The sequence below is a fragment of the Ketogulonicigenium vulgare WSH-001 genome (genome assembly GCF_000223375.1).
Taxonomy (GTDB): Bacteria; Pseudomonadota; Alphaproteobacteria; order Rhodobacterales; family Rhodobacteraceae; genus Ketogulonicigenium; species Ketogulonicigenium vulgare.
In genome coordinates this window covers 108,500-133,810 of sequence record NC_017384.1, presented here as the reverse complement: position 1 = coordinate 133,810, position 25,311 = coordinate 108,500, and the positions used below count along the sequence as shown (strand labels likewise).

At 62.1% G+C, this 25,311-nt stretch carries 25 protein-coding genes and 1 other RNA gene; 8 read left to right on the top strand and 18 right to left on the bottom strand.

All coding sequences use genetic code 11. The features are described 5' to 3' along the window. The 8 genes from moaD to aroQ form a co-directional block, all read right to left on the bottom strand. A complete protein-coding gene (gene moaD / locus KVU_RS00620) occupies window positions 1-246 on the bottom strand; it encodes a molybdopterin converting factor subunit 1 (protein WP_013383372.1) in 246 nt (81 codons plus the stop codon). Next, window positions 243-803: a CDP-diacylglycerol--glycerol-3-phosphate 3-phosphatidyltransferase gene (gene pgsA, locus KVU_RS00615; protein ID WP_013383371.1), complete on the bottom strand. Its 561-nt coding sequence runs from the start codon at window positions 801-803 to the stop codon at window positions 243-245. Before pgsA ends, moaD begins: the two co-directional genes overlap by 4 nt. Window positions 804-857: 54 nt before the next feature. After that, window positions 858-2,714 (bottom strand): excinuclease ABC subunit UvrC, encoded by a 1,857-nt coding sequence (gene uvrC, locus KVU_RS00610; RefSeq protein ID WP_013383370.1) that lies wholly within the window; start codon window positions 2,712-2,714, stop codon window positions 858-860. Window positions 2,715-2,834: 120 nt separating this feature from the next. Then, window positions 2,835-3,611, bottom strand: a complete 777-nt coding sequence (locus tag KVU_RS00605) for an SDR family oxidoreductase (protein WP_013383369.1) — start codon at window positions 3,609-3,611, stop codon at window positions 2,835-2,837. A gap of 3 nt (window positions 3,612-3,614) precedes the next feature. After that, window positions 3,615-3,776 (bottom strand): hypothetical protein, encoded by a 162-nt coding sequence (locus tag KVU_RS16075; protein WP_013383368.1) that lies wholly within the window; start codon window positions 3,774-3,776, stop codon window positions 3,615-3,617. Window positions 3,777-3,782: 6 nt separating this feature from the next. Then, window positions 3,783-4,544, bottom strand: a complete 762-nt coding sequence (locus tag KVU_RS00600) for an ABC transporter permease (RefSeq protein ID WP_044008122.1) — start codon at window positions 4,542-4,544, stop codon at window positions 3,783-3,785. A gap of 2 nt (window positions 4,545-4,546) precedes the next feature. After that, on the bottom strand, window positions 4,547-5,488 hold the full coding sequence (locus KVU_RS00595; protein WP_013383366.1) for an ABC transporter ATP-binding protein: 942 nt from the start codon (window positions 5,486-5,488) through the stop codon (window positions 4,547-4,549). Window positions 5,489-5,503: 15 nt separating this feature from the next. Next, window positions 5,504-5,938, bottom strand: a complete 435-nt coding sequence (gene aroQ, locus KVU_RS00590; protein ID WP_013383365.1) for a type II 3-dehydroquinate dehydratase — start codon at window positions 5,936-5,938, stop codon at window positions 5,504-5,506. An 84-nt stretch (window positions 5,939-6,022) separates the two neighbouring features. Between aroQ and KVU_RS00585 the strand changes: the two genes are divergently transcribed. Beyond that, window positions 6,023-7,546 (top strand): ATP-dependent DNA helicase, encoded by a 1,524-nt coding sequence (locus KVU_RS00585; RefSeq protein WP_013383364.1) that lies wholly within the window; start codon window positions 6,023-6,025, stop codon window positions 7,544-7,546. Here the strand turns inward: KVU_RS00585 and KVU_RS00580 are convergent. Next, window positions 7,539-8,960, bottom strand: a complete 1,422-nt coding sequence (locus KVU_RS00580) for a 1-acyl-sn-glycerol-3-phosphate acyltransferase (protein ID WP_014537445.1) — start codon at window positions 8,958-8,960, stop codon at window positions 7,539-7,541. The genes KVU_RS00585 and KVU_RS00580 overlap by 8 nt on opposite strands. 202 nt (window positions 8,961-9,162) lie before the next feature. On the opposite strand from KVU_RS00580, the gene KVU_RS00575 reads away from it, so the two are divergent. Genes KVU_RS00575 through KVU_RS00560 form a run of 4 tightly spaced genes read left to right on the top strand, consistent with a single transcriptional unit; the run spans window position 9,163 to window position 12,788 of the window. After that, window positions 9,163-10,365 carry a sulfate ABC transporter substrate-binding protein gene (locus KVU_RS00575; RefSeq protein ID WP_420812007.1) on the top strand — a complete coding sequence of 401 codons (1,203 nt, stop codon included), beginning with the start codon at window positions 9,163-9,165 and terminating at the stop codon, window positions 10,363-10,365. Window position 10,366: 1 nt separating this feature from the next. After that, the gene (gene cysT, locus KVU_RS00570; RefSeq protein ID WP_014537444.1) at window positions 10,367-11,206 is read left to right on the top strand and encodes a sulfate ABC transporter permease subunit CysT; all 840 of its coding nucleotides are present in this window, start codon (window positions 10,367-10,369) and stop codon (window positions 11,204-11,206) included. Then, window positions 11,199-12,053, top strand: a complete 855-nt coding sequence (cysW, locus tag KVU_RS00565; RefSeq protein ID WP_013383359.1) for a sulfate ABC transporter permease subunit CysW — start codon at window positions 11,199-11,201, stop codon at window positions 12,051-12,053. The genes cysT and cysW overlap by 8 nt, the downstream gene beginning before the upstream one ends. A gap of 18 nt (window positions 12,054-12,071) precedes the next feature. Beyond that, window positions 12,072-12,788, top strand: a complete 717-nt coding sequence (locus KVU_RS00560) for a sulfate/molybdate ABC transporter ATP-binding protein (RefSeq protein WP_013383358.1) — start codon at window positions 12,072-12,074, stop codon at window positions 12,786-12,788. Here KVU_RS00560 and KVU_RS00555 read toward each other — a convergent pair whose 3' ends face one another. Further along, on the bottom strand, window positions 12,789-14,066 hold the full coding sequence (locus KVU_RS00555) for a 3-phosphoshikimate 1-carboxyvinyltransferase (protein ID WP_013383357.1): 1,278 nt from the start codon (window positions 14,064-14,066) through the stop codon (window positions 12,789-12,791). Between the two features lie 55 nt (window positions 14,067-14,121). Continuing rightward, window positions 14,122-14,943: an asparaginase domain-containing protein gene (locus KVU_RS00550; protein ID WP_236953125.1), complete on the bottom strand. Its 822-nt coding sequence runs from the start codon at window positions 14,941-14,943 to the stop codon at window positions 14,122-14,124. 259 nt (window positions 14,944-15,202) lie between these two features. Between KVU_RS00550 and KVU_RS00545 the strand changes: the two genes are divergently transcribed. Further along, window positions 15,203-16,180: a bile acid:sodium symporter family protein gene (locus KVU_RS00545; protein ID WP_338033833.1), complete on the top strand. Its 978-nt coding sequence runs from the start codon at window positions 15,203-15,205 to the stop codon at window positions 16,178-16,180. A gap of 6 nt (window positions 16,181-16,186) precedes the next feature. Here KVU_RS00545 and ssrS read toward each other — a convergent pair. After that, a non-coding RNA gene (gene ssrS / locus KVU_RS16410) (6S RNA) lies at window positions 16,187-16,343 on the bottom strand. Window positions 16,344-16,457: 114 nt separating this feature from the next. Here ssrS and hemG point away from each other — a divergent pair. Continuing rightward, window positions 16,458-17,840, top strand: coding sequence for a protoporphyrinogen oxidase (hemG, locus tag KVU_RS00540; protein WP_013383354.1), 1,383 nt, complete (start codon window positions 16,458-16,460; stop codon window positions 17,838-17,840). After that, entirely contained in the window at window positions 17,840-18,685 is an 846-nt protein-coding gene (locus tag KVU_RS00535; protein WP_013383353.1) for a methylenetetrahydrofolate reductase, read from the top strand. The genes hemG and KVU_RS00535 overlap by 1 nt, the downstream gene beginning before the upstream one ends. Here KVU_RS00535 and KVU_RS00530 read toward each other — a convergent pair. From KVU_RS00530 to KVU_RS00505, 6 genes are all read right to left on the bottom strand, one after another. Then, a complete protein-coding gene (locus tag KVU_RS00530) occupies window positions 18,682-19,446 on the bottom strand; it encodes an ABC transporter permease (RefSeq protein ID WP_013383352.1) in 765 nt (254 codons plus the stop codon). The two genes, KVU_RS00535 and KVU_RS00530, sit on opposite strands and share 4 nt — an antisense overlap. Beyond that, a complete protein-coding gene (locus KVU_RS00525; protein WP_013383351.1) occupies window positions 19,446-20,234 on the bottom strand; it encodes an ABC transporter ATP-binding protein in 789 nt (262 codons plus the stop codon). Before KVU_RS00525 ends, KVU_RS00530 begins: the two co-directional genes overlap by 1 nt. Before the next feature lie 37 nt (window positions 20,235-20,271). Next, complete coding sequence (locus tag KVU_RS00520; RefSeq protein ID WP_013383350.1) at window positions 20,272-21,285, bottom strand: ABC transporter substrate-binding protein; 1,014 nt, start codon at window positions 21,283-21,285, stop codon at window positions 20,272-20,274. A 160-nt stretch (window positions 21,286-21,445) separates the two neighbouring features. Further along, on the bottom strand, window positions 21,446-22,735 hold the full coding sequence (locus KVU_RS00515; RefSeq protein WP_013383349.1) for a PQQ-dependent sugar dehydrogenase: 1,290 nt from the start codon (window positions 22,733-22,735) through the stop codon (window positions 21,446-21,448). A 102-nt stretch (window positions 22,736-22,837) separates the two neighbouring features. Continuing rightward, complete coding sequence (locus tag KVU_RS00510; protein WP_044008120.1) at window positions 22,838-23,797, bottom strand: aldo/keto reductase; 960 nt, start codon at window positions 23,795-23,797, stop codon at window positions 22,838-22,840. Between the two features lie 72 nt (window positions 23,798-23,869). After that, window positions 23,870-25,255 (bottom strand): MFS transporter, encoded by a 1,386-nt coding sequence (locus tag KVU_RS00505; protein WP_162467571.1) that lies wholly within the window; start codon window positions 25,253-25,255, stop codon window positions 23,870-23,872. Window positions 25,256-25,311 lie beyond the last annotated feature (56 nt).

The following is a 25,311-nucleotide window of genomic DNA, read 5'->3' as shown; positions in this document are numbered from 1 at the left end:
TCAGCCTCCGGTCATCGGGGGAAAGAATGCAATCTCGCGCGCGCCGATGATGCTGGCGTCCAGATCAACCAGCTCTTGATCGACGGCGGCGCGGATCGCGGCGCGATCGGCGAAGGCGCTGGCGTGGCCGGCACTGCGCGCGGATAGCTCGTCAATCAGCGCCCCTACGGTCGTCGCGATGGGTGTCATCTGTTCCTGACGCTGCCCAATGCGTTCGCGCAGCCATGCGAAATACAGGATATTCATTTCGGCCCTGCAAGGAAAGACATTGATTTACGTAAGTAATCCGCACCCGAGATCAGCGTCAGCGCGCCTGCGATCCAGATCAGGATCAGGCCCAGCGACCAGAAAAACCCACCATCCAGCGCAAGCCCCAAGAACAGCAGCGCGATGGAGACCATCTGCGCAGTGGTCTTCCATTTCGCCAGCTTGGTCACTTGCAGCAGTTGTGCATCGGCGCCCAGAAACTCGCGCAGGCCCGCCACGAAAGTCTCGCGCAGCAGGATCAGCGTGGCGGGGAACAGCAGCCAACCGTTCAGATCGGATGCGCCGACCAGCACCATCAGCGCCAGCACGACCATCGCCTTATCTGCAATCGGGTCCAGCATCGCGCCGAAGCGGCTTTGCTGATCCCATTTGCGCGCCAGATATCCGTCGAACCAATCGGTCACGGCAGCGGCAACGAACAGGATCAGCGCCGCCAGTGCCGCCATTTCACCATCGCAAAACAGGTAGATCAGCGGCACGCCCGGCGCGGCCAACATGCGCAGCACGGTCAGGATATTGGGTACATTCCAGGTCATTCATTCCCCCATCTTCGCCCCTGCATGCGGCGATGCCTGCCCCAAGTCAAGCAATCAGCCCTTGGCATGGAAATAGTTATAGATCTTCTCGGCCATCGCATCCGAAATCCCCGGCACCGCCTTCAAATCTTCGAGGTGGGCGTTGGAGACATCCTTTGCGCTGCCGAAATGCTGCAGCAGCGCCCGTTTGCGCGCGGGGCCGACGCCTGGCAATTCGTCCAGCGCATTGGTGGTAAAGGCCTTTGACCGTTTGGCGCGGTGGGTGCCGATGGCGAAACGGTGCACCTCGTCCCGCATGCGCTGGATGAAATACAGCACCGGATCATTGTGCCGCAGGGCCATCACGGGGCGGCCGTGGCGATAGAATTCCTCTTTCCCCAAATCGCGATCCTCGCCCTTGGCGATCCCGATCATGGCGACATCCTCGACCCCGAGTTCCACCAGCACGCCATGCACGGCCGAGACCTGCCCCGCGCCGCCGTCGATGAACAAAAGGTCAGGCCATTCGGCGGTCTGGCGGTCGGGGTCCTCGCGCAAAAGGCGCTGGAACCGGCGGGTCAGCACCTCGCGCATCATGGCAAAGTCGTCGCCGGGGGTGGTGTTTGGATCTTTGATATTGAACTTGCGATATTGGTTCTTCTCGAACCCCTCGGGGCCGGCCACCACCATCGCGCCGATCGCATGGGCGCCTTGGATATGCGAGTTATCATAAAGCTCGATCCGGCGCGGCGGGCCGTCGAGGTCAAAGGCTTCGGCCAGGCCGTCCAGCAGACGGCGCTGCGTTGCGGTTTCGGACATGCGGCGGCCTAGGCTTTCGCGGGCGTTGCGCAAAGCGCCCTCGACCAGTTCCGCCCGCTCGCCGCGCTGTGGCACCGCGATTTCGATCTTGCGCCCCGCCTTTTCGGACAAAGCCTGCGCCATCAGATCGGGATCATCCAGCCCCTGTGACAACAGCACGACCCGCGCGGGATCGCGATTGGCATAGAACTGCCCGACAAAGGCCTGCATCACCTCGCCCGCGTCGGTTTCCTCGTTCAGCTTGGGGTAGAAATCGTGGTTGCCCCAGTTCTGGTTCGCACGGATGAAAAACACCTGCACACAGGCCTGCCCATGTTCCATATGCAGCGCGATCACATCCGCCTCGGGGACGGTGCGCGGGTTGATGCCCTGCGAAGTCTGCACCGCGGTCAGCGCACGGATACGGTCACGCAGGGCGGCCGCGCGTTCAAACTCCATCGCCTCGGATGCGGCGGCCATCTCGGCGCCCAGCCGTTCCTGAATCGCGGCGCTGCGGCCTTGCAAGAACAGCTTCGCCTCGGCCACTTCAGCGGCGTAATCGGCGGCGCTGATCTTGCCGACGCAGGGGGCCGAACAGCGTTTGATCTGGTGCAAAAGGCAAGGACGCGAGCGGTTGTTGAAACTGCTGTCCTCGCAGACCCGCAGTTGGAACGCCTTTTGCAACTGGTTCAGCGTGCGATTTACCGCCCCCGCACTGGCGAAGGGGCCGAAGTAATCGGCCTTTTCATTGCGCGCGCCGCGATGTTTGGCGATCTGCGGGAAGGCATGGTCACGGCTGATGCGGATATTGGGGAAGCTTTTATCGTCACGCAGCAGCACATTATAATGTGGTTTCAACTGCTTGATGAGGTTTTGTTCCAGCAACAGCGCCTCGACCTCGGTCTTGGTCGTCAGAAACATCATGGCGCGGGTTTCGCGGATCATGCGGTCGATGCGCACGGAATGGCCGCCCTCACGCGCGTAATTCGACACCCTCGCCCGCAGGTTTTTCGCCTTGCCGACGTAAAGCACGCGGCTTTCCCCATCCAGCATCCGATAGACACCGGGCGAGCCGTCAAGCCGCTTCAGATAATCTGCGATCAGGGCATGACCGATCAGGGGCGTCTCGCTCATCGCGGGAAAACCCTGTGCGTGGATATCGCAAAAGCCTGTGGATAACGTTGGGATAAGCTGTGCATGGCCTGCCTAATGATCGACTGCCGCACAATCTAATCATTTCGAACGAAAAGTGAACTACTCGACACCCAAAATGTCGGGAGTCTGCCACCCAAGGTGCTGGCCGCCATCGGTTGCCAGCATCTGCCCGGTGACCGATGGCGCATCCAGAAAGTATCCCAGAGCCGCGCAGATATCATCGGGGTTCGAGCCGCGCGACAGGATCGTCGCGGCACGCTGGCGGGCAAAATGCCCCTCGGATTGGCGCGCGCCGCGCAAAGTCGGGCCGGGGCCGATGGCGTTCACGCGCACATCGGGCGCCAGCGCCTGTGCCGCCGTGCGCGTCAGCGCCCAAAGCCCCATTTTGGCGATGGTATAGGACATGAATTCGGGGGTCAGCTTGTGGATGCGCTGGTCCAGCATATTCACGACCAAGGCCTGCGCCACAGGCTCGCCCCTGATATCGGCGATGGCTTTGGGGGCTTGCAGGGCAAAGCCTTGGGTCAGGACAAAGGGCGCGCGCAGGTTCGATTCGATATGCCGATCCCAGCTGTCGCGGCTGGCGGTGCGGATATTGTCATATTCAAAGACCGAAGCATTGTTCACAAGACAGGTCAGCTTGCCGCCAAGGGCGTCTGCCGCGCGGGCGATCAGGCCCTGCACCTCATCCTCGACCAGCAGATCGGCTTGCAGCGCGGCGGCGCGGCGCCCCATCGCCTGCAGCGCGGCGACAGTGTCATCGGCGCCCGATTTCGATGTGGCGTAATGCACCGCCACATCGAAACCCCGACGCCCCAGATACAGCGCCATCGCCTGCCCCAGCCGCGCGCCTGCCCCAGTGACCAATGCCCGCATCGCCTATCCTTTGCAGTCGCATTTACCCGCGATCAGCGGCCGCCCACATCGTTTGCAGGTGGTCGCCAATCGCGGCTTTTTCCCCATCCATTTCATGATCTGTCCGGCAAACATGGCGACCAGCAGCATGAAGCCCAGAAAGACGATGACAATTTTGATGAGCATCAGATGTTACTTCCTCAACCGCCAGCCGGTGCGGAAGATGATCCACACGATGGTCAGGCACAGCGCCAAAAATCCGGCGATTGCCGCAAGGCTAGCCAGCACGGGCACATCCGCATAGCCGAAAAACGCCCAGCGGAACCCCGAGATCAAATAAACCACCGGGTTGAACATGCTGATGACCTGCCACGCAGGCGGCAGCATCGAGATCGAATAGAACGTGCCGCCAAGGAAAACCAAAGGCGTCAGTACAAGGCCGGGGATCAGGTTCACCTGTTCAAAACTATCCGCCCAAATCCCGATGACAAAGCCGAACAGCGAAAACGTCACCGCCGTCAGCACAAAGAACGCTAGGATCGCCAGTGGATGGGCAAAGTGCAATTCGACGAAGAAGGTCGAAGTCAGCAAGATGATCGCCCCGATAAACATCGCCTTGCTGGCCGCTGCGCCGACAAAGCCCAAGACAACCTCGAGAAAGCTGATCGGGGCGGCGAGCAGTTCATAAATCGCGCCGACAAACCGCGGCCGATAGATGCCGAAGGATGCGTTCGATGTGCCCTGCATGATCAGCGACAGCATGATCAGGCCCGGCACGATAAAGGCGGCATAGCTGACCCCCTCGATCGTCGGGATGCGGCTGCCGATCGCCGTGCCAAAGACAACGAAATAGAGCGCGGTCGAGATGACGGGCGAGACGATGCTTTGATACATCGTGCGGAAGAAGCGGTTCATTTCATTGCGGTAAATCGCCCAGACGGCGCGCCAGTTCATGGTCATGCCCGGCCTCCTTTCACCAGATCAATGAAGATCTCTTCCAACGAGCTTTCATGCGTGGCCAGATCCAGCATATTCAGCCCAACCGCGCTTAGATCGTTCAGCAGCGCGCGAATGCCGGTTTCAGCCGCGTGGGTGTCATAGGTATAGACCAAGGCGCGGCCATCCTCGGCCAGCTCTAGCCCTTCGCGGGCCAGGCCCTCGGGGATGGCATCCAGCGGTGCATCCAGCGTGATACGCAGCATTTTGCGGCCCATCTGGCGCATCAGCACGTCTTTATCCTCGACCAGCAGGATCTTGCCTTTGTCGATAACCGCGATGCGGTCGGCGATGGCCTCGGCTTCTTCCAGATAATGGGTGGTCAGGATGATAGTGACGCCCTGCGATTTCAGATCGGCAACCAGATCCCACATGTCACGGCGCAGCTCTACATCGACGCCGGCGGTCGGCTCGTCAAGGAACAGAACGCGCGGGCGGTGGGCCAGCGCCTTGCCGATCAGCACACGGCGTTTCATCCCGCCCGATAGCTGGTTGACGCGCGCGGTGGCCTTATCGCCCAGCGACAGGCGATCCAGCAGACCGGTCAGATAGGCCTCGTCCGGCGCCTCGCCCATCAACCCGCGCGAGAACCGCAGCGATTGCAGCACCGGCTCCCAGCCATCGATGGTCAATTCCTGCGGCACAAGGCCGATCAGGCGGCGCGCCTCGCGGTAATTGCGCAAAATATCATAGCCGCCAACGGTGACCGAGCCGCCGGTGGCGCGGGCAATGCCGCAGATGGTCGAGATCAGCGTGGTCTTGCCGGCACCATTTGGCCCGAGCAGCGCCAATATCTCGCCCTCGCGCACATCCAGCGTGACGCCGTTCAGCGCGGTAAAGCCAGACGGGTAGCGTTTCTGCAGGTTATCAACCTGCAAGATCGTGGGTCTTGCTTGTGTCATATTAGTCCTTCGGGGTCAGCCCAGCAGCGTCGCCAGGCGGAGCAGGGCAAGTTCATACCCCTCGGCGCCGCAACCTGCAATGACCGCATCGGCGCGTGCCGACACATAAGAGTGATGGCGGAACGCCTCGCGCTTGTGGATGTTCGACAGATGCACCTCCATCACGCGGCCCTCGAACATGCTCAGCGCGTCCAAAATGGCGACGGATGTGTGGCTATAGGCACCGGGGTTGATGATGATCGCATCGGCTTTCTCGCGCGCGTCCTGAATCCAGGTGACCAGCTCGCCCTCATAATTCGATTGGCGCGCCTCGAGGGTGAAACCAAGGTCGCTGGCGCGCAGGGTGCAGCGTGCGACGATATCGGCAAGGGTCTCGGCGCCGTAAATTTCGGGCTGGCGGCGGCCCAGCATGTTCAGGTTCGGGCCGTTCAGCAGCAAAACGTGTTTCATGTGGATCATCCTTTGCAAGGTTTGCACTTGCATGACCCATCGCCGCCACTGGCGCAAGTCGCCCTGCCCCGCTAGGGTCGCGCCATGAGTTCTGTTGCCCTTTCCCCCGATCAGGCCGAAGCATGGGACGCGGTTGCCGCCGCGCTTCATGATGCCGGCGTTGACCTTGATGACAGCCAGATCATCGGCCCGCCCAGCGAGACCCAGCGCACGTTGGCCGTCATCGGCAAGGCCGGTTCGGGTAAAACGCTGCTGCTGGCGCAAATGACCCGCGCGCTGAAAGAATCCGGGGTCGAGATTATCTCCGCTGATTGGGAGGGCAAGGCCCGCAAGGACCGCCGCACGCTGGCCGTGCTGTCCCCCACCAACAAGGCCGCATCGGTGCTGCGCAATCGCGGCGTGCCTGCAACGACGATCCACCGGATTCTGTATTCGCCGGTCTATGACCCCGATTATGAAAAGCTGGCCGAATGGCTGACCGGCCAAGGTGACCGCCCCGAGGCGACCGATGCCGTCACCGACATCCAATTGGATCGCGCCTATGCCAGCTATGTCCAGAACGCCAGTATCCCGGCGGCGCTGGCGGCAGCGGGTCTGCGCGGGTCGGATTTTATCACCGGCTGGAAGCGCCGCGAAGATCCACTGGATATCGGCTTTATCGACGAAAGCTCGATGCTGGACGAGCGGCAGTTGAAAGACCTGCAAGAGATTTTCCCGACGCTGATCCTGTTCGGCGATCCGGCGCAGCTACCCCCGGTGCAGGGTGTGGGCGGCATGGCATTTGACAAGCTGCCGGAAAAACGCCGCCTCGTGCTGAACCGCATCCACCGGCAAGAGGCCGACAGCCCGATCCTTGATCTGGCCCATGCTTTGGCTGACCCCGCCCTCGATTTCGACAGTTTCGAGACGATGATCGAACAGGCCGCCCGCCGCGATCCGCGTGTGGTGCTGGCGCAGCGGGTCGAAAGCGATCTGATGGCGCGCAGTCCGGTGCTGGTCTGGCGCAACGCCACGCGCATTCGCCTGATCCATGCCTTTCGCGCGGTTTACAGCGCCCCCGCCGACAGCCTGCTGCCCGGCGAGCCGCTGATCTGCGACGGGATCGAGCTGCCGCAACAGCACCGCAAAAAGCGCCTCGACCTTGAGGCGCGCGGCCTGATCAAAGGTGCGCAGGTGATTTACCTTGGGCCGGGCAAGCGCCCCGGCTTTTCCCGCTTGCATGTGATGGGGGCCGAGGACCCGCGCCTTGGCGCATCCAGCATCATCAAGATCGAGCAGGTCGGCGAGGAAGAACCCTTCATCCCCTATGCCGCCAAAATGGGCGCGACCTTTTTGCATGGCGCCGCTGTGACGATCCACAAGGCGCAAGGCTCGCAATGGGATACGGTGCAGGTTTTCGCGCCCGATATTCTGGCCGCCGCCCGCGCAGGGCGATCCGAGGCAGGTCAGCCGCTGTGGAAACGCCTCGCCTATGTCGCGATCACACGCGCCGAACGCGAACTGCGCTGGGTCACCCGCTATGCCCTGTCGCGGCCCGCAGGCCCGCTGGCAACCGGCGACCTCGAGGTGCCGACAAAGCTGGAACTGGTGGCCGAAGAGCCTAGCTGACCAGCAGCTTTTGCTGCTCATTCTCGGGGGTGAGATGCTCGACCGGCTGCGCGGGGCCTTCGCCAAAGTGATGCTGGATCGAGGCGGCATAGAACCGCAGCACCCGCAGACTATCCGGCGCGATGATCAAATCTGCCCCATGCTCGCGCAGGATGCGCCGCTCGATCAGCGCGGCAAGGGCATCATCCACGACATCTTGCGGTTTTCGGCGCATCAACAGCGCGTCCGAGCCGCGCAATGCCTCAAGATCGGCGGTGACAGCGCCCAGCAGCTTGGCGCGGGTCGGCTCCTCCATCACCAGCAGCGCGCGGGCGATCAGCGGCACGGGAACCACGGGCATGACGGCGCGAATGCGGGCCATCATCTCGTCCGCGATCTCTTGCGTTTTGCCCGCGCCGCCCGTGGGCGCGGCATCGGCCAGTGACAACGGCGTGCCAAAGGCGACGGTGGCCGAGCCAAAGCCGCGGAACCGCAATGTCATCCGTTGCAGCAAGTGGCTGGTCATCGCCCATAGCCCGCGCAGGATCGGAGGACGGAATTTGCGCACGCCCGACTGATCGGCGGCGATCAAAAAGCGGTCTTCCAAAATGCGATCATAGTTAATCGCGACAGGCACAAAGACGATATTGCGCATACCGGGGCGGTAATTTTCGACCTGATAGGAAAACAGCCCCAGCTTGGCCTTGGCCTGATAGCCATCCAGCGACAGCCCGCCTTCGGGAAAAAACGCCTGCGTGACGCCCCCGGCGGTCGCCATCTGCACATAGCGTTCCAGCACGCGGCGATAAAGCGCGCCGCGCGCCTTGCGCCGGATGAAATACGCACCCATCGCCCGGATCAGCCACGACAGCGGCCAAACCCGCGCCCATTCCCCCACCGCATAAGAAACGGTCGTCGATCCCGACACCAGCCAAGTGACCAGAATATAATCCATATTCGAGCGGTGATTGACCACATAGATGACGGTCGAATCGGGATTGATTCGTTCGAATCGCGCCGCATCACTGCCACTGACGCGCACGCGATAAAGGGTGCGGGACAACCAGCGGGCGATTCGCAATCCGAGTGAAAAGTAAACGCGCGCCGAAAAAGCAGGCACAATTTCACGCGCATAGTCACGGGCACGCTCGAACGCGACGGCCTCGGGGACATTATTGGTGCGGGCATGTTCCACGACCTGTGCAACAACATCAGGATCATAGATCAACCGCTCGATCATATCGTGGCGTTCGGCCAGTTTGAACGGCTCGATCGGGCGCGGCAGACGTTCGTTCACGCGGGCGACAACACGCTCCATTCGTTTACGAAAAAACCACCTTACCGATGGAAAAAGAAAGTGAGATGCAAACGTCACCGCCGCAAACAACACGATCAAAATCAAAAGCCAAAGCGGCACGGAAATGGTCTGGGTCATCCGTGCAAAGTGCCATTGGGCAGGCCCGAGGTAAACCATATTCGCGCCGCGATCCGCCCCATCGCAGAGAAGGAAATTCTACAAATCGACTAAAATCAGCCAATAGTTTTTCTTGATAAACACGACAGGCTATGTCGTTATTTACCTATCGGGTCAGGCCGAACGATAATGGCCAACCTCTGGCGACAAGCGGAGATTGAAGATGTATCGGACTATTCGCACTGGAACGCATTCATTCGCACAAGGAAGGTTCATTCGGACCACCCGTGACGGACGTGTTGAAATTGATGCCGGTGGACGGCGCCTGATCGGCGCGGCCGTGGGCCGCGGCCAGACCGAGGTCGAGCGCCCATCGGCCTTTGTGCAGGCGCTGGCCTCGCTCAGCCTGTCGCGGGGGTTCATGTGGGCATTGGGCACCATTGGCCTTTCGGCCAGCCTCAGCTTTGGGGCGCTGCCGCCGGCACAGGCGCAGGCACAAGAATTGCTGAACGTCTCTTATGACCCGACACGCGAGCTATATCGCGAATATAATGAGCTTTTCACACAATGGTGGACAGCACAGGGCAACCCTGCACCCACGCTGCGCCAGTCGCATGGCGGCTCGGGCGGGCAAGCGCGGGCCGTGATCGACGGGCTGGAAGCGGGCGTCGTGACGCTGGCCCTGGCCGCCGATATCGACGTGATTGGCGAGAGCACGGGCAAGATCCCGGCCGATTGGCAAACACGTCTGCCGCATAACTCGTCGCCCTATACATCGACCATTGTGTTCCTTGTCCGCGACGGCAACCCCAAGGGGATCAACGACTGGGCAGACCTGATCCGCGAGGATGTGCAGGTCATCACCCCGAACCCGAAAACCTCAGGCGGGGCGCGCTGGAACTTTTTGGCCGCTTGGGCCTGGGCACAGCGCGAATTTGACGGCGACGAGGCGCAGGTACGCGATTACGTCGCGGCGCTGCTGCGCAACGTGCCGGTGCTCGACACCGGGGCGCGCGGCTCGACCAATACATTCGTGCAGCGCGGTCTGGGTGATGTGTTGCTGGCCTGGGAAAATGAGGCCTTCTTGGCCCTTGCCGAACAAGGCGAAGGCGCGTTTGACATCGTCGTCCCGTCGCTGTCCATCCTTGCCGAGCCGCCAGTCTCTATTGTCGATGGCAATCTGGCCGATGATGCGCAGCGCGCGCTGGCAACGGCCTATCTCGAACACCTTTACAGCCCCGAGGCTCAGGCCCTTGCGCTGCGCCACTATTACCGCGCTTGGGACACATCCGCCGCGACCCCCGAAGATCTAGCCCGCTTCCCCGATTTGGAACTGGTGACGATCGACGATCTGGGCGGCTGGGCCGAGGTGCAACCCGCCTTCTTTAGCAACGGCGGCATCTTTGACCAAATCTACGAGGAATAGGATGAAATCAGGCCTCATGCGCGCTCCCTCCCCTATGCCAGGCTTCGGCCTGGCATTTGGCGTGACTTTGGCGATGCTTTCCATCGTCGTTATCATTCCCCTGGCCGCGCTGATTGGGCGCGGCTTTTCTGTTGGTCCGGGCGAGCTGTGGTCGATGATCAACTCGCGTCGGATCTGGGCGGCGTTGATGCTGTCCTTTCGCGCCGCACTGATCGCTGCGCTGTTCAACCTGATCTTTGGCCTGCTGCTGGCATGGATCTTGGTGCGATATGATTTTTGGGGCCGCAAATTCATCGATGCTGCGGTCGATCTGCCATTCGCGCTGCCGACCGCCGTTGCCGGCATTGCGCTAACGGCACTCTATGCGCCGAACGGCTTTTTCGGCCAATTCCTTGGCCAATTCGGCATCCGTATCGCCTATACAGAAGTTGGCATCTGGATCGCATTGATTTTCATCGGCATTCCCTTCGTTGTGCGCACCGTGCAGCCCGTGATCGAGGAATTGGAACGTGACGTGGAAGAGGTCAGCGCCACGCTGGGCGCCAGCCGCTTTTACACCCTGCGCCGTGTGATCTTGCCTACTCTGGTGCCCGCGCTATTGACCGGCTTTGCATTGGCGCTGGCACGTTCGGTGGGGGAATATGGCTCGGTCATCTTCATCGCGGGCAATATCCCCTTTCAGACCGAAATCGCGCCGCTGCTGATTTTCATCCGCCTCGAGGAATTCAACTATGAGGCCGCCGCCGCCATCGGGATCGCCATGCTGGTGATTTCCTTTGCGATGCTGCTGTTCATCAACGCGATCCAGATCTGGAGCAGAAGGAGGATTGGCCTTGTCTGATATCACCCAGACCCGCGTGACAACCGAGCCCCGCCTGGTGCGGTGGCTGATCATCGGCCTTGTGCTGGTGCTGACCGCGATCCTGCTGTTCGCCCCGCTGATCGCCATTTTCGTCGAGGCTTTGTCGCGCGGCGTCTCAACCGCGATTGCCTCGCTCGGCTCGTCCGATGCGCAAAGCGCGATCCGACTGACGATGATCGTGGCGGCGATTTCCGTGCCGGTGAATGCGGTCTTTGGCATCGCAGCCGCATGGGCGATCACAAAATTCGACTTTCGCGGCAAGACGCTGCTGATCACATTGATCGACCTGCCGTTCTCGGTCTCGCCAGTGGTGGCGGGGCTTGCGTTGGTGCTGCTGTTTGGCGCGAATTCGACCTTTGGCGCCTGGCTGATTGCCAATGATATGAAGATCGTTTTCGCCTTTCCCGGCATCGTGCTGGCAACATTGTTCGTCACCTTTCCCTTTGTCGCGCGCGAGTTGATCCCCGTCATGATCGAACAGGGCCGCGCCGAGGAAGAGGCCGCGCTGACATTGGGCGCCAGCGGCTGGCGCGTGTTTTTCACCGTCACCCTGCCCAATATCCGCTGGGCGCTGCTTTACGGTGTGCTGCTGTGCAATGCGCGGGCGATGGGTGAATTTGGCGCGGTTGCCGTCATCTCGGGCAAGATCCGGGGCGAGACAACAACCATGCCGATCATGATCGAAATGCTGTATAACGAATATATGTCCGTCGCCGCCTTTTCGATGGCCGCCGTGCTGGCGCTGCTGGCGCTGGTGACCCTCGCTTTGAAATCATTGATGGAATGGCGTTACGCGGATGTGCTGAACGCCACCCGCAACCACTGACCAGTATCGGAGATCAACATGCAAATCGAAATCGAAGAACTGGCCAAAGAATTCGGTGCATCGCGGGCCTTGCATCCTGTGTCGCTGTCGATCCCATCGGGGGCGCTGATCGCGCTTTTGGGGCCATCAGGGTCGGGAAAGACCACCTTGCTGCGCATCTTGGGCGGTTTGGAGTTTCCCAGCTCGGGCCGCGTCCGGTTTGACGGGCAGGATGCGACCGATTTGACGGTACAGCAGCGGCGCGCGGGTTTTGTGTTCCAGCATTATGCGCTGTTCAAACATATGACCGTGTTTGAAAACATCGCCTATGGTCTGCGGGCCCGCAAACGCGCCCACCGCCCGCCCGAGGGTGAAATTGGTCGCCGCGTGAACCATCTGCTGGATATGATCCAACTGCCGGATATCGGGGCGCGCTATCCCAGCCAGCTTTCGGGCGGCCAGCGCCAGCGTGTCGCCCTTGCCCGAGCCCTCGCGATCGAGCCGCGGATGCTGTTGCTGGACGAACCCTTTGGTGCGCTGGATGCAAAAGTGCGTAAGGAACTGCGACAAAACCTGCGCCATATCCACGATTCCACTGGGCTCACGACGATCTTCGTCACCCACGATCAGGAAGAAGCGATGGAGCTGGCCGATTTCGTCGTCGTCATGTCGATGGGCCGCATCGAACAAGTCGGGCGGCCCGCCGATATCCGCGCGAAACCGGCCAGCGATTTCGTGCGTCAGTTCATCATGTAATCAGTCGATTGGCGTCATTGGCACACCCAGTGACGCCATATCGCGCCAATAGGCCGGATAGGTCTTGTTCACGCAGGCCGGGTCCAGAATCCGGATACCGCGCAGTTTCAGACCCGCCAGTGCAAAGCTCATGGCGATGCGGTGGTCGGCATAGGTGAAAATCTCGGCCGGTAGTTCCTGACCGATCAGGGTCGGATCGCCGTAAACGATCAGATCATCGCCCTCCTCGACTGCAAGGCCGGGCAGGATGCGGTTGATCTCGTTCGACAGGGCGCGCACGCGATCGGTTTCCTTGACACGCAGGTTAGCAAGTCCGGTGAACCGCACGGTGCCGCCATTGAACATCGCCATCACGGCAAGGGTCGGGATGGCGTCTTGCATCTGCGCGCCGTCGATCTCAAGCGGGAAATGCGGGAATTTTGCGATCATATCAAAGGCGCGGGCATCGGGCTGGTTCATTGCATCTGCTGCGATGCCGATGTCGATCTTGCCATGCGTCAGCATTTCAGCCGCCCAGATATAGGTCGCGGCCGAAGCGTCAGGCTCGATCGCGTAATCGGTGGCACGATAGCCCGTCGGGGCGATCAGCCATGTCAGATTGCCCTCATCCGCGACCTCGGCGCCAAATGCGCGCATCGTGGCCAGCGTAATATCGACATAACCGCGCGAGCCGAGCGCATCCCCCGTCACCCGCACGCGCACCGGCCAAGGCGCAATCGGTGCCGCCATCAGCAGGGCCGAGACATATTGGCTGGAAAGGCTGCCGTCGATCTCGACCAGTGCCGCACCGCCGCCAGCAGGGGGCGTGACGCCGCCATGGATCGTCACAGGCGGGCAGCCTGTGGGGGCGCTGATATCAACGCCCATCGCACGCAACGCATCGACCAGCGGTGCGATGGGGCGTTTTTGCATATGTTCATCGCCGTTCAGCACCACAGTGCCGTCGACAAAGGCACAGGCCGCCGTCAGGAACCGCATCGCCGTGCCCGCATTGCCCAAAAACAGCGGCGCATCGGGCACAAGCAGCTTGCCGGTCGAGGTCACGGTTAGCGTCGTGCCCTCGGCCACGACATCAACCCCCATCGCCCGCAGCGCATTTGCCATATGGCGGGTGTCATCGCTGGCCAGCGCGCCGGTCAGATGGCTGACACCGCGCGACAATGCCGCGACCAGCAAGGCGCGGTTGGTAATGGATTTTGACCCCGGCAGCGCGATCTGCCCCGTCAGCGGGCCAGCGGGCGGGGCGATATCCATGGCGAAAAGCGGCTTGTCCTGCATCGGGCGTCCTCCTGCCCGATCAGTTAGCGCGCCCGGTGCGTCTGGGCAACGGCGATCACGCTGGCAGGCGCAACCAAAGGTTAATCAGTGCCGCTTCTGGGGTTTCAGCCTCGCCATTTTCGACGCCCGCGCGCCACAGCGCAGCGCCTGCGGCATAGGCCCCCTTGGCCAAGCCACCGTTTTCGCAAGTGGTCACCGCGCGCAGCGGGATCTGGGCATTGGTCAGCGCCGCCTCGATCCCTGGATCGCTGGGGATCGTGCCCGCACCAAAGACGCGCAGCACAGCGGCATCAAGCTCGGCCAGCGCGGCTTCGAGCATTGTCACGGGCAATCCGGGCGACAGCGTCAAAACAGCCAGACGTTTCTGCGCAAAACGGCGCTTTTCCCAGATTGCCTCGGGCATGTCCTGAACAGCTACGGCACGAAAGGCCTTGTCGCCGCTGCTATCGGCCTTGACCAGATGGCCCGCAGGCAAAAGCTGATCGGCGAAGGCCAGCCAGACACCCGCAGGAGGCGTCACCGCAAGCGCCAGTTCCAAATTCGCCTCGGCATCCAGTTGCAGCCCCAGCGGATGCATCGCGCCGGTCAGCACCACAGGATGCGGCCAGCCGACCAAAGCCTGCGCCAGCGCCGCGCCGGTGTAGGCCATCGTATCGGTGCCATGGGTAATGACGACGGGGCCGTTTTCAGCCTCGATCAAATCCAGCAGGTTGTTCCAATGACTGGGGCCGACATCGGCGCTATCCAAAAGCGGATCAAAGCTGACAACACGGGCGCGCTTGCCGACAGCCGCCTCGACAATGCCTTCGCCGGGCGTCAACCCATCAGGGCCGGGCACCATGCCAATGGTTCCGCCGGTGTGAATAAGCAGCGACATGATGATCCCCTTGAACCGTGCCTTAGGGCGCAATGACTCTGATGCGGGGGCGTCTGTCAAGCGCAAGGCGCAGGGTAAACCAACAAGACGATAGGCAAATGCTATGAAATAGGGCGGCAACAGCGGCGCTATGGTCACCGCCGGGCACCTGCAAGGCGTCACACCGCGCTAGCGGATTTTTGATATTATGCCCCAGCCGCCTTGCGGCCAGCCGCGCGCACGGCTAGCCATGCGCAAAACCCTATCAGATGAGGCACCCATGGCCCTGTCGCAGATCGAGACAGCCTTAAGACGTATTGGCATTGACCGTTACATGATGCTGCTGGCGCTGACCGTCGCCTTGGCCAGCATCCTGCCTGCGCGCGGCATGTTCGCCGATATGGTCGGCAGCGCGACCTATTGGGCGGTGTCGCTGCTGTTCTTCCTTTACGGGGCAAAGCTGGCGACCTCGACCATTATCGCGGGCTTTGCCAATTGGCGGCTGCAGCTGGGCTGCCTGATCGCGACATTCGTGCTGTTTCCGCTGTTGTCGCTGGCCGTCGCGCCGCTGACAGCAGCCTTTCTGCCCGCCGCTGTCGGCCTTGGGCTGATCTATATCGGGGCGATGCCGTCGACGGTGCAAAGTTCGATCGCGTTCACATCGGTCTCGAACGGCAACGCGGCGGGGGCAGTGACGGCAGCCTCGGTTTCGAACCTTTTGGGCGTGGTGCTGGCGCCGGTGCTGCTGATGGTCATGATCCCATCCGCAGCCGTCATCAGTATCGAGCCATCGGCCTTTTGGAAGATCGCGCAGCAGATCTTGCTGCCCTTCATCCTCGGGCAGCTCTGCCGCCCGCTGCTGGCCAAGTTCCTGAACCGGCACAAGCTGCCCATGATGATCGTGGATCGCGGCTCGATCCTGCTGATCGTCTATTCGGCGTTTTCGGCGGGGGTGGTCAATGGCATCTGGCATATGATGCCGCTGGGCGCGTTTATCGCGCTAGAGCTTGTGCTGATCTCGCTGCTCGCGATCGTCATGGGCATTGTGATCGGGCTCGGGCGCCTCAGCGGGATGCCAAAGGCGGATCTGCTGGCGCTGTTCTATGTGGGATCGACGAAAAGCTTGGCCACCGGCCTGCCGATGGCGGGCATCTTGTTCGCAGGGCAGGATGTATCGTTGCTGATCTTGCCGCTGATGCTGTTTCACATGACGCAATTGGTGATTTGCGCCATCGTGTCACAGCGTATCAGGGCATAGATGGTGGCGGGAACCGCAGCAACCGTGGGGATCTTCTATTCCCGAGGACCTGTTTTTACAGGTGGGCGCCAGATAATCAGGCCAGAACCAGAACAGAGCCAGCTCCCTCGGAATTGCTTAAGGCCACTGGAATTGAGTCCTTACACGCGTAGAGCAGAAACCCGCCAAGACCCAAGATAGTCCGATCCCCCCCCTGCGGCAAGGGAGGCGCTGGAACTTTCCCAGCGTCAGGCGTAAGCCGAGCCGTAACAGACGCGTTTTTGTGCAGGAGAGCCAGATGACAGCCAATCCCACAGATGATGTCCTGATCATTGGCGGCGGGATCACCGGGCTGTCTGCGGCATGGCGTCTGGCCGAGGCTGGCCGCCGCGTCACCGTGATCGAGGCCGCCCCCCGCGCGGGCGGTGTGGTCGAGACGCTGCGTGATGGCGATTGGCAGGCAGAACTCGGCCCAAACACGCTGCTGGCGCGCCCCGCTCTTTACGAGACCTTGCGTGATCTGGGCGCGCTGGACAGTGTGATCCTCGCCAATGGTGCGGGCGCGCGGCGCTATCTTGCCAAGGGCGGCAAGTTGCAGGCGCTGCCGCGCGATCCGATCTCGGCGCTGCTGAGCGGCCTCACCCGCCCTGCCCTGCCCGCGCTGTTTCGCGATCTGCGTGCCAAGCCGCTGGACGGCCCCGATGAAAGCATCGCCAGCTTTATCCGCCGCCACTTTGGTGATTACGTCCTGCGTCAGTTCATCGACCCGTTTGTCTCGGGCACCAATGGCGGCGATCCTGAACGGCTATCTGTGCGCGCCGCGATGCCGCGTCTGGCGCTGGCGGAAGGCGCGGGCAATGGATCGGTCGTTCGCGGTATGATGGCCGCGCGCAAAGCCGCCCCGCCCGCAGGCGATATGCCCGAGAATTGGCGCCGCGCGCTGGTCAGTTTCCCGCAAGGGATGCAAAGCCTGCCGCGCCATCTGGCGGATCGTTTCACCGCACTGGGCGGCCGTCTGCTGACCGGCCGCAAGGTCACGACGCTGGCGCAATCGGACGGCGGCTGGCAAGTGCAAGACGATAGCGGCACCACCTATCACGCCGCGCAGGTGCTGGTCACCATACCCGCAGGTTTCACCGCCAATCTGGTCGAGGGCATGTCCCTGTCCCTTGCCGATGATCTGCGCGCTATCCCCTATGCCCCGATGATCGCTGTCGCGCTGGGCTATGCGGCAAAGGATGTCGGCCATCCGTTCGATGGCTTTGGCGGCCTGATTCCGCGCCTTGAGGGGCGGCGCACCCTGGGCGCGCTGTTTGCCTCTGCGCAATTCCCCGGCCGCGCGCCCGAGGGGCATCATCTGATGAATGTCTTCCTCGGCGGTCGCAATGACGAGACGATCACCGCGCTGGATGACGATGCGCTGCTGGCGCAGGTCCAAAGCGACCTTGGCGATCTGATGGGCCTGCGCGCGCCGCCCGTCTGGCACCGCATCCACCGCATGCCCCATGCTATTCCGCAATACGAGGTCGGGCACCTGTCGCTGCTGCAACGGATCGACGGCGCGGTCGCGCAGATGCCGGGCCTGGGGCTGATCGGCAGTTGGCGCGACGGGATCAGTGTTGGCGACTGCCTTGCCAGCGGCCAACGCGCCGCAGCCGCGCTGCTGGGCCAAACCGCCTGATGCCACGCGATCTGCTTGCAGGTTTTTCGATCGAGGTGACCCCGCGCGCGCTGCGCGGCGCGGGCGATCTGACCGCCCTGCTGCCACGCGGCACCACCGTCTATATCGCGCATATCGCGGGGACTCCGTTTGATGACATGCTGTGGGCGGCAAAGACCCTGCGCGGTGCCGGTTTTCAGCCGCAGCCGCATTTCCCCGCCCGTCTGATCGCAGATCGCGCGGCGCTGGTGGATATGATCCACCGCTATCAGGACGCGGCGGATGTGCGCCGCGCGCTGGTGCTGGGCGGCGGGCCGCGCAGCCCTGTCGGAGATTTCGACCGCGCCCTGCAATTGATCGAGACCGAAGCCTTTGATCGCGCAGGCTTTACGCATCTGTTCTTTGCCGGCCACCCCGAGGGCAGCCCCGATCTGGACCCGTCAGGCGGCACGCAAACCGCCGATGCCGCGCTGGTCTCCAAACGCGATTTCGCGCAGTGCAGCGATGCGCAAAGCGCGCTGGTGACGCAATTCGTCTTTGACGCGCAGCCGGTGATCGATTGGACGGCGCGGATCGCCAGCTTAGGGGTTGATCTGCCTGTACATGTCGGGCTTGCGGGCCCTGCAAAGCTGTCGGCGCTGATCAGGTTCGGCCTTGCCTGCGGCGTCGGGTCGTCGCTGCAGGTGCTGAACAAGCGGCGCGGCGATCTGCGCCATTTCCTGTTTCCGATGCGCCCCGATGCCGTGGCCGCCGCACTGGCCGCGCATGTGGCGGCGCAGCCAACTAGCCCCATCGCCGCGCTGCACCTGTTCCCCATCGGCGGGATAAAACCCGCGGCCCACTGGGCCACGGGCAAACGGTTCTAGCTCTGGCTGCGCTCGGCCCAGCCGGCAAAGATCTTTTCCAGCACGACAACACCGTAATACAGCAAGATCCCCAGGGCCGCCAAAGCGATCAGCACCGCGAACATCAGCGGGTAATCCCCGTTGATCGCGCCCGAGTTGAACAGCGCCCCAAGGCCGCGGCCATGCGGGCTGACGATCTCGACCAGGTTGGTGCCGATAAAGGCCAGCGTCACCGCGACTTTCAGCGCACCAAAGAATTCCGGCAGCGTTTTTGGCAGCGCGATCTTGCGGAAAATCGTCAAACGGCTCGCGCCCAGAGAGCGCAGGATATCGCGGTATTCCGGCTCTAGCGTCGACAGGCCAATGCTGATCGACACCGCAATCGGGAAAAAGCTGATCATGAACGCCATCAAGATGGTGTTGAAATCATGCTGCCCGATGAACAACAGCGAGATAATAGGCACCAACGTCGCCTTTGGCACCGCGTTGAACCCGACCAGCAGCGGATAAAGCGCCTCGCGCAGCACCCGCGAAAATCCCATGATCATGCCAAGAAAGGTGCCGACAATCACCGCCAGCAGCAGGCCAACCACCGTGCGCCATAGCGTCTGCCATGACATTTCCAGAAACAGATAGCGGAACCGCCAAAAGGCGGGCGGCAGGTCGGAGGGCGAGGCCATGCGGTAGTTCGGCCATTGGTTGACCCAGACCAGCAATTCCCACAGGCACAAAAACACGACGATCGACAGGATCGGTACGGCGATCTTTTGCAAACGATCCATCAATGCACTGCCCCATCGCGCCCTTGGGCAATGCGGATCTGGTCGCGCAGCAGATGCAGCATGTCCTGCGCCTTTTGCTCGAACAAAATATCCAGCGTGCGGTCTGCGGGCAGGTCGACATCCAGCACATATTGCGTGCGCGCGGGGCGTCCCGACAGCACAATCACCTGATCGCCCAGGAAAACGCTCTCGCGCAGGTCATGGGTGATGAGGACGCAGGTGAATGGCTTTTGCACGCGCAGATCACGCATGGTCTGCCACAGATCCTCGCGCGTGAAGGCATCGAGCGCGCCGAACGGCTCGTCCATGATCAGCACCTGCGGCTGATGCACCAGCGCACGGCACAGGCTGGCGCGTTGGCGCATCCCGCCCGACAGCTCGGACGGGCGCTTCCCCTCGAACCCTTTCAGGCCGACCATTTCCAGCAGCTCCATCGCGCGGGCCTCGCGTTCGGCCTGCGGCATACGGGGCGCGACGATTTCCAGCGGCAGGATCACGTTTTGCATGATCGTGCGCCATTCCAGCATGACCGGGTTCTGAAAGGCCATGCCCACCGTTTTGCGCGGGCCGGTGACGCGTTCCCCACCCAGCCAGACCTCGCCCTCGCGCGGTTTCATCAGGCCCGAGATCAGCTTGGTCAGCGTCGATTTCCCGCAGCCCGAGGGGCCGACAACAGCGGCAAAGCTGCCCTCTGGCACCGAGATATCCAAACCGTCCAGCACCGGCAGCGGGCCAGCCTTGGTCGTATAGGCGTGGCGTACGCCCTTGATTTCAATCAAATCTTTCATGGAATGGTCGGCCCGGATCCTGTCCGGGCCTGTCCTTTCATTGCATGTTCAAGCTGCCATCGGTGGGCAGGAACGCGGCATCGAAATACAGCGACGCATCGGGGCTGTTCACGAATTCATAGACCTGCGTGGTCTGTTCAATCGCGCTGTCCAGGCGCGCGGGATCAATGCCGCCAAAGCCGTTCGCCATCACCCATTCGGTCATGACATTGTCATTCAGCGCCATTTCCAGACGGGTGGTTTCCAGCGCCGCATCGGCCGCAGGGTTGCGGATGATCAAGGCATCGACCGCCGCAGCCGGATCAGCCGCCGCCTCACGGAAACCGGTGGCGACCGCGCGCAAGAAGCCGGTCACAGCCTCGGGGTTTTCAGCGGCGAAATCGGTGTTCACGATGATCGCATTGCCATACAGATCAACGCCATAATCGGCCATCAGCAGAACCGAGATGTCATCTTCGGGGATGCCCAGACGCATCAGGTTCAGCTTGACCGAAAAGCTGAAACCGGTGACCGCATCGACGTTGCCCTCGGCCAGCATCGGCTCGCGCACGGGGAAGCCGACGGGGTCGACGGTGACGGTCGACATATCGATCCCGTTCACGGCGGCAAAGATCGGGAATTGTGCCCAGCCGCCATCGGGCGGCGGCGCGCCAAGCGTGTGGTTCTGGATGTCGGTCGGCACCTCGATGCCCAGCGACTTGCGGCCCACCATCGCGAACGACGGCTTGTCATAGATCATCATAACGGCCGTGACAGGCGCGCCGGGGTTCTGATCAAGGAAACGCACAAGGCTGTTGATATCGGCAAAGCCGACCGGAAACGCGCCCGTCGCCACTTTCGGGATCGCATCGAGCGAGCTGACCCCTTCGGCAATCGTCACATCGAGGCCTTCTGCGGTGAAATAGCCGTTATCCAGTGCCAGAAAATACGGCGCCGCGGGGCCTTCGAACCGCCAATCCAGCGTGAAGGGCATGGCGGTTTGCGCGGCAGCGCCGCTGGCGATCACCGCAGCCACAGCAGCAGCAATGGCGGCTTTTCCCGAATGGAACATGTACATCTCTCCCTGCATATATCTGTTGCAAGGATTGCACGCGGCGCGCCCGAGTCTACGCCGCAGCGCCCGATGCATAGGCAGAGGCGTCAAAACGACTAAGCCTTGGGCAGATTTCTGACCCAAGGCTTATTTTTTGATCAATCAGTCAGCGACAGAATTACGCAGCGGAAATCCGCCAGATCGCATTGCCGACATCATCGGCGACCAGAATGGATCGCTGATCCGGCCCGACGACAACCCCCACCGGGCGGCCATAGGATTGCTTTTCATCATCCGACAAAAAGCCCGACAGCAGATCGACGCTGGGGCCCGAGGGGCGGCCATTTTCAAACGGCACAAAGACCACCTTATAGCCGCTGAGTTTCGCGCGGTTCCATGAGCCGTGCTGACCGATCACCATCCCGTCCGGCAGCCCCGGCAGTGTGCCCGCTGGCATCCAGCACAGGCCCAGCGACGCGGTATGCCCGCCCAGCGCGTAATCGGGCGTGATCGAACGGGCGACCAGGCCTGCGTCTTGCGGCACGCGATCATCGACGATCTTGTCCCAATAGCTATAGGGCCAGCCATAAAAGCCGCCGTCCTGCACCGATGTCAGGTAGTCGGGCGGGGTCTCGTCGCCCAGCCCGTCGCGCTCGTTCACCACGGTCCAGAGGGCGCCGGTCGTCGGCTCCCATGCAAGGCCGACGGCATTGCGCAGACCGCCCGCAAAGATGCGCGCGGCGCCGGTGTCCAGATCCAGCTCCCAAACGGCGGCGCGGCCTTCTTCGGCCTCCATACCTTGATCACCGATATTCGACAGCGAACCGACGCCCGCATAGAGCTTGCGCCCATCCTGCGAGGCCAGCAGGCTGCGTGTCCAGTGGCCACCAGGTTTGAAATCCACCAGTTTGGCGCCAGCGCCAACAGCCTGCTGCGTGGCCGTATCGAAAGCAAAGGCGACCACACCATCGGTATTGCCGACAAAGAAACGATCCCCCACCACGGCCATGCCGAAGGGTTGGTTCAGATCCTGCAAGAACACGCGGCTATCACTCGCCGTGCCCGTGCCCGCCGGATCGCTCAGGCGGGTAATCCGGTTCGCGCTTTCGCCCAGCGCGCCGGCACGGCGCATCGTCGCGACCTGTGCGTGATCCATGAAACTACGCGGCTTGCGCGCCTTGTTCGAGCTTTCGGCCACCAGTACATCGCCATTGTCCAGCACATGCAGCCAGCGCGGATGGTCAAGGCCCATGGCATAGGCATTCACCTGCAAACCCGGTGCGGCGACGGGCTTGTGCCCCGGCTCCCAGCCTTTGGCGCTGGGCATTTTCAGGGTCATAATGCCCTGTTCGCGCGCAGGCGGGATGCTGGGCGTTGCGCCAAAGGCCTGTTGCGCAGGCGTCTGACCGCGACGCAGCAGCACCATGACGCCGCCGACGATGGAAGTGAATTTGGCCAGAACGCTCATGTCTATCCCCTGCTGTGATGTCGGTTGCCTATTACAGCCCGCGAAAAGGGAAAACCCGAATTTCGCGGACTGCGTGGCTTTTATGGATCAGGCCACGATTGCTTAGGCCTCGGGCGCGCTGGCGGCGTTCAATGCCGCAAGATCATCTGCGCTCAGCTGCAGCGCGGCGGCACGGGCAAAGCTTTCGACTTGCTGGATGCTGGTGGCGCTGGCGATGGGCGCGGTGACGGCGGGCTGCGCCATCAGCCAGGCCAACGCAACCTCGGCCTGTGCGGCGCTGTATTTGGCGGCGATCACATCCAGCGCGCCCAAAATCGCAAGGCCGCGCGGGGTCAGGTATTTCTTCACGCCGCCGCCGCGCTTGGATTTGTCCAGATCCGCCTCGCTGCGGTATTTGCCCGACAGGAAACCCGAGGCCAGCGCGTAATAGACGACGACACCGATATGCTCGCGCAGACATAGATCGGCCAGATCGCCCTCGAACCCGGCGCGGTCATAAAGGTTATAGCCCGGTTGCAGCACCTGATAGCTGGGCAGGCCCGCGTCTTTGGCGACGCGCAGGCTTTCACCCAGCTGCGCCGCATCCAAATTCGATGCGCCAATCGCGCGGATCTTGCCGGCTGTCAGCAGCTTCTCATAGGCACCCAGCGTCTCGTCATAGGGGGTGTTATCGGGCCAGTGCGAAAAATAAAGATCGATCTCGTCCACGCCCAAACGCTGCAACGAATCCTCGACCGCCTGCGCGATCCAAGCGGCCGACAGGCCCTTGTGACCGGGCACGCCCATATCCGAGCCGACCTTGGTAAAGAGCGTGACCTTTTCGCGCATACCGGGGCGGGCCTTTAGCCACGCGCCGATCACACGCTCGGATTCGCCGCCCGCATTGCCGGGGACCCAGGCGGAATAGACATCGGCGGTGTCGATGGCGTTAAAGCCGTGATCGACAAAAGCATCCAGCACCTTAAAGCTGGTGTCCTGATCAATCGTCCAGCCAAAGACGTTGCCGCCCAGAACCAAAGGTGCAGTTGTCAGGCCAGAGCTGCCAAGCTTACGGTATTCCATCGCTTTTCCTTTCGCATCCATTTGCTACCTTGCAAGGTATCCCCGCAGGCGCATTGCGCAACCCCCGCCCGTTCACACCTTTGGAAAGCTGCGGGCGACCACCGCTAGCGCCGCAAGGGAACAGATCAGTGACAGGCCGAACATCGCATGGAACGCCCCCGCGCCCGAGATGCCGTTAAAGTCGATCAGCGACGCGATCAGCACGCCGCAGATCACGCTGCCGCTGGATGATCCCACCTGGCGGCACAGCAGGTTTACGCCATTCACGGAACCCTGTTGATCAATAGGCGCCGCCATCATCAGCGCCACCGGCAGCGCTGCAAAGGCGAAATTCAGCGCGCCCGAGCTGAACATACCCGCGATGGCCACCATCACCGGATCGGTCAGAAATATCATCCGCCCGACGCACGATAGGGCCGCCGCCCCCAACCCCACCAGCACCGCCACCCGCGCGCCGCGCACGCGCAGCAGCATCCCGGCCAATGTTGGTGTGATGATGGAAACCAGGCTGGCGGGCAGATGGACCAGCCCCGTACCAAGGACCGACAGGCCAAGGCCCGCGTCCGGCCCCACCGGCATTTGCGTGACGGTAATCGTGCCCATGAAATTCGTGATAAAGCTGAACCCCAGCATCACTGCGACGAACTGGCTACCTGCGATCACCGGCAGGCGAAACAGGCGGATATCAACAAATGGCTGCGGCAAGCGCACCTCGAACAGTGCCCAAAGGCTGAGGATCACGAACCCCGCCCCCATCAGCAGCGCGCCGTGCATCATCGACAGGCTGCCGTCCGCGAGCATGGTCAGAGGCAGCATCAACAACATCAGCACAAGCCCAAGGCCCAGCGCGCCGATAAAATCAAACCTTTTGCGCGACAAAGGCTTTGCGCCGGGGACAAAGACCATGATCAGCGCCGCCGTCAGCCCCGCCAGCACTCCCACGATCCAGAAAATCGTGCGCCACGAGCCGATTTCGACAATCACCCCCGCCAGCGGCACACCGAGGCTTGCGCCGATGCCGATGGTGCCGCTCATGAAGCCCACGGCCATAGGCAGGCGTTCCGGCCCCCATATCTGGCGCAGCAGCGCCATCGACAGGCCAATCGTGCCGACCGCGAACCCTTGCAGCACACGGCCCAGCAACATCAGCCACAGACGATCTGATACGGCCGCCAGCAGTGATCCGACCGCCAGCAGCGCCATCGCCAGCACGATCATGCCGCGCAGGCCGAACCTGTCCCCCAGCCAGCCAAACAGCGGCGCACCGATCGCACCCACAAGCATGGTCGATGTCGCGATCCAACTGGCCGCCGATGGCGAGACGCCAAAGATCCCCGGCATTTGCGGCAGCAGCGGCAGCACCATCGTCTGCATCAATGTGCCAATCACACCGACCAGCCCCAGCACCGGCAGCACCAGCGCCGGATGAGAGGAGTGGCCGGGTCGCGCGGCTGTCATCACTAATGTCCGGTTCTTTTGAATAGGGCGCGACAGATGTCATCGCCTGCGCCATT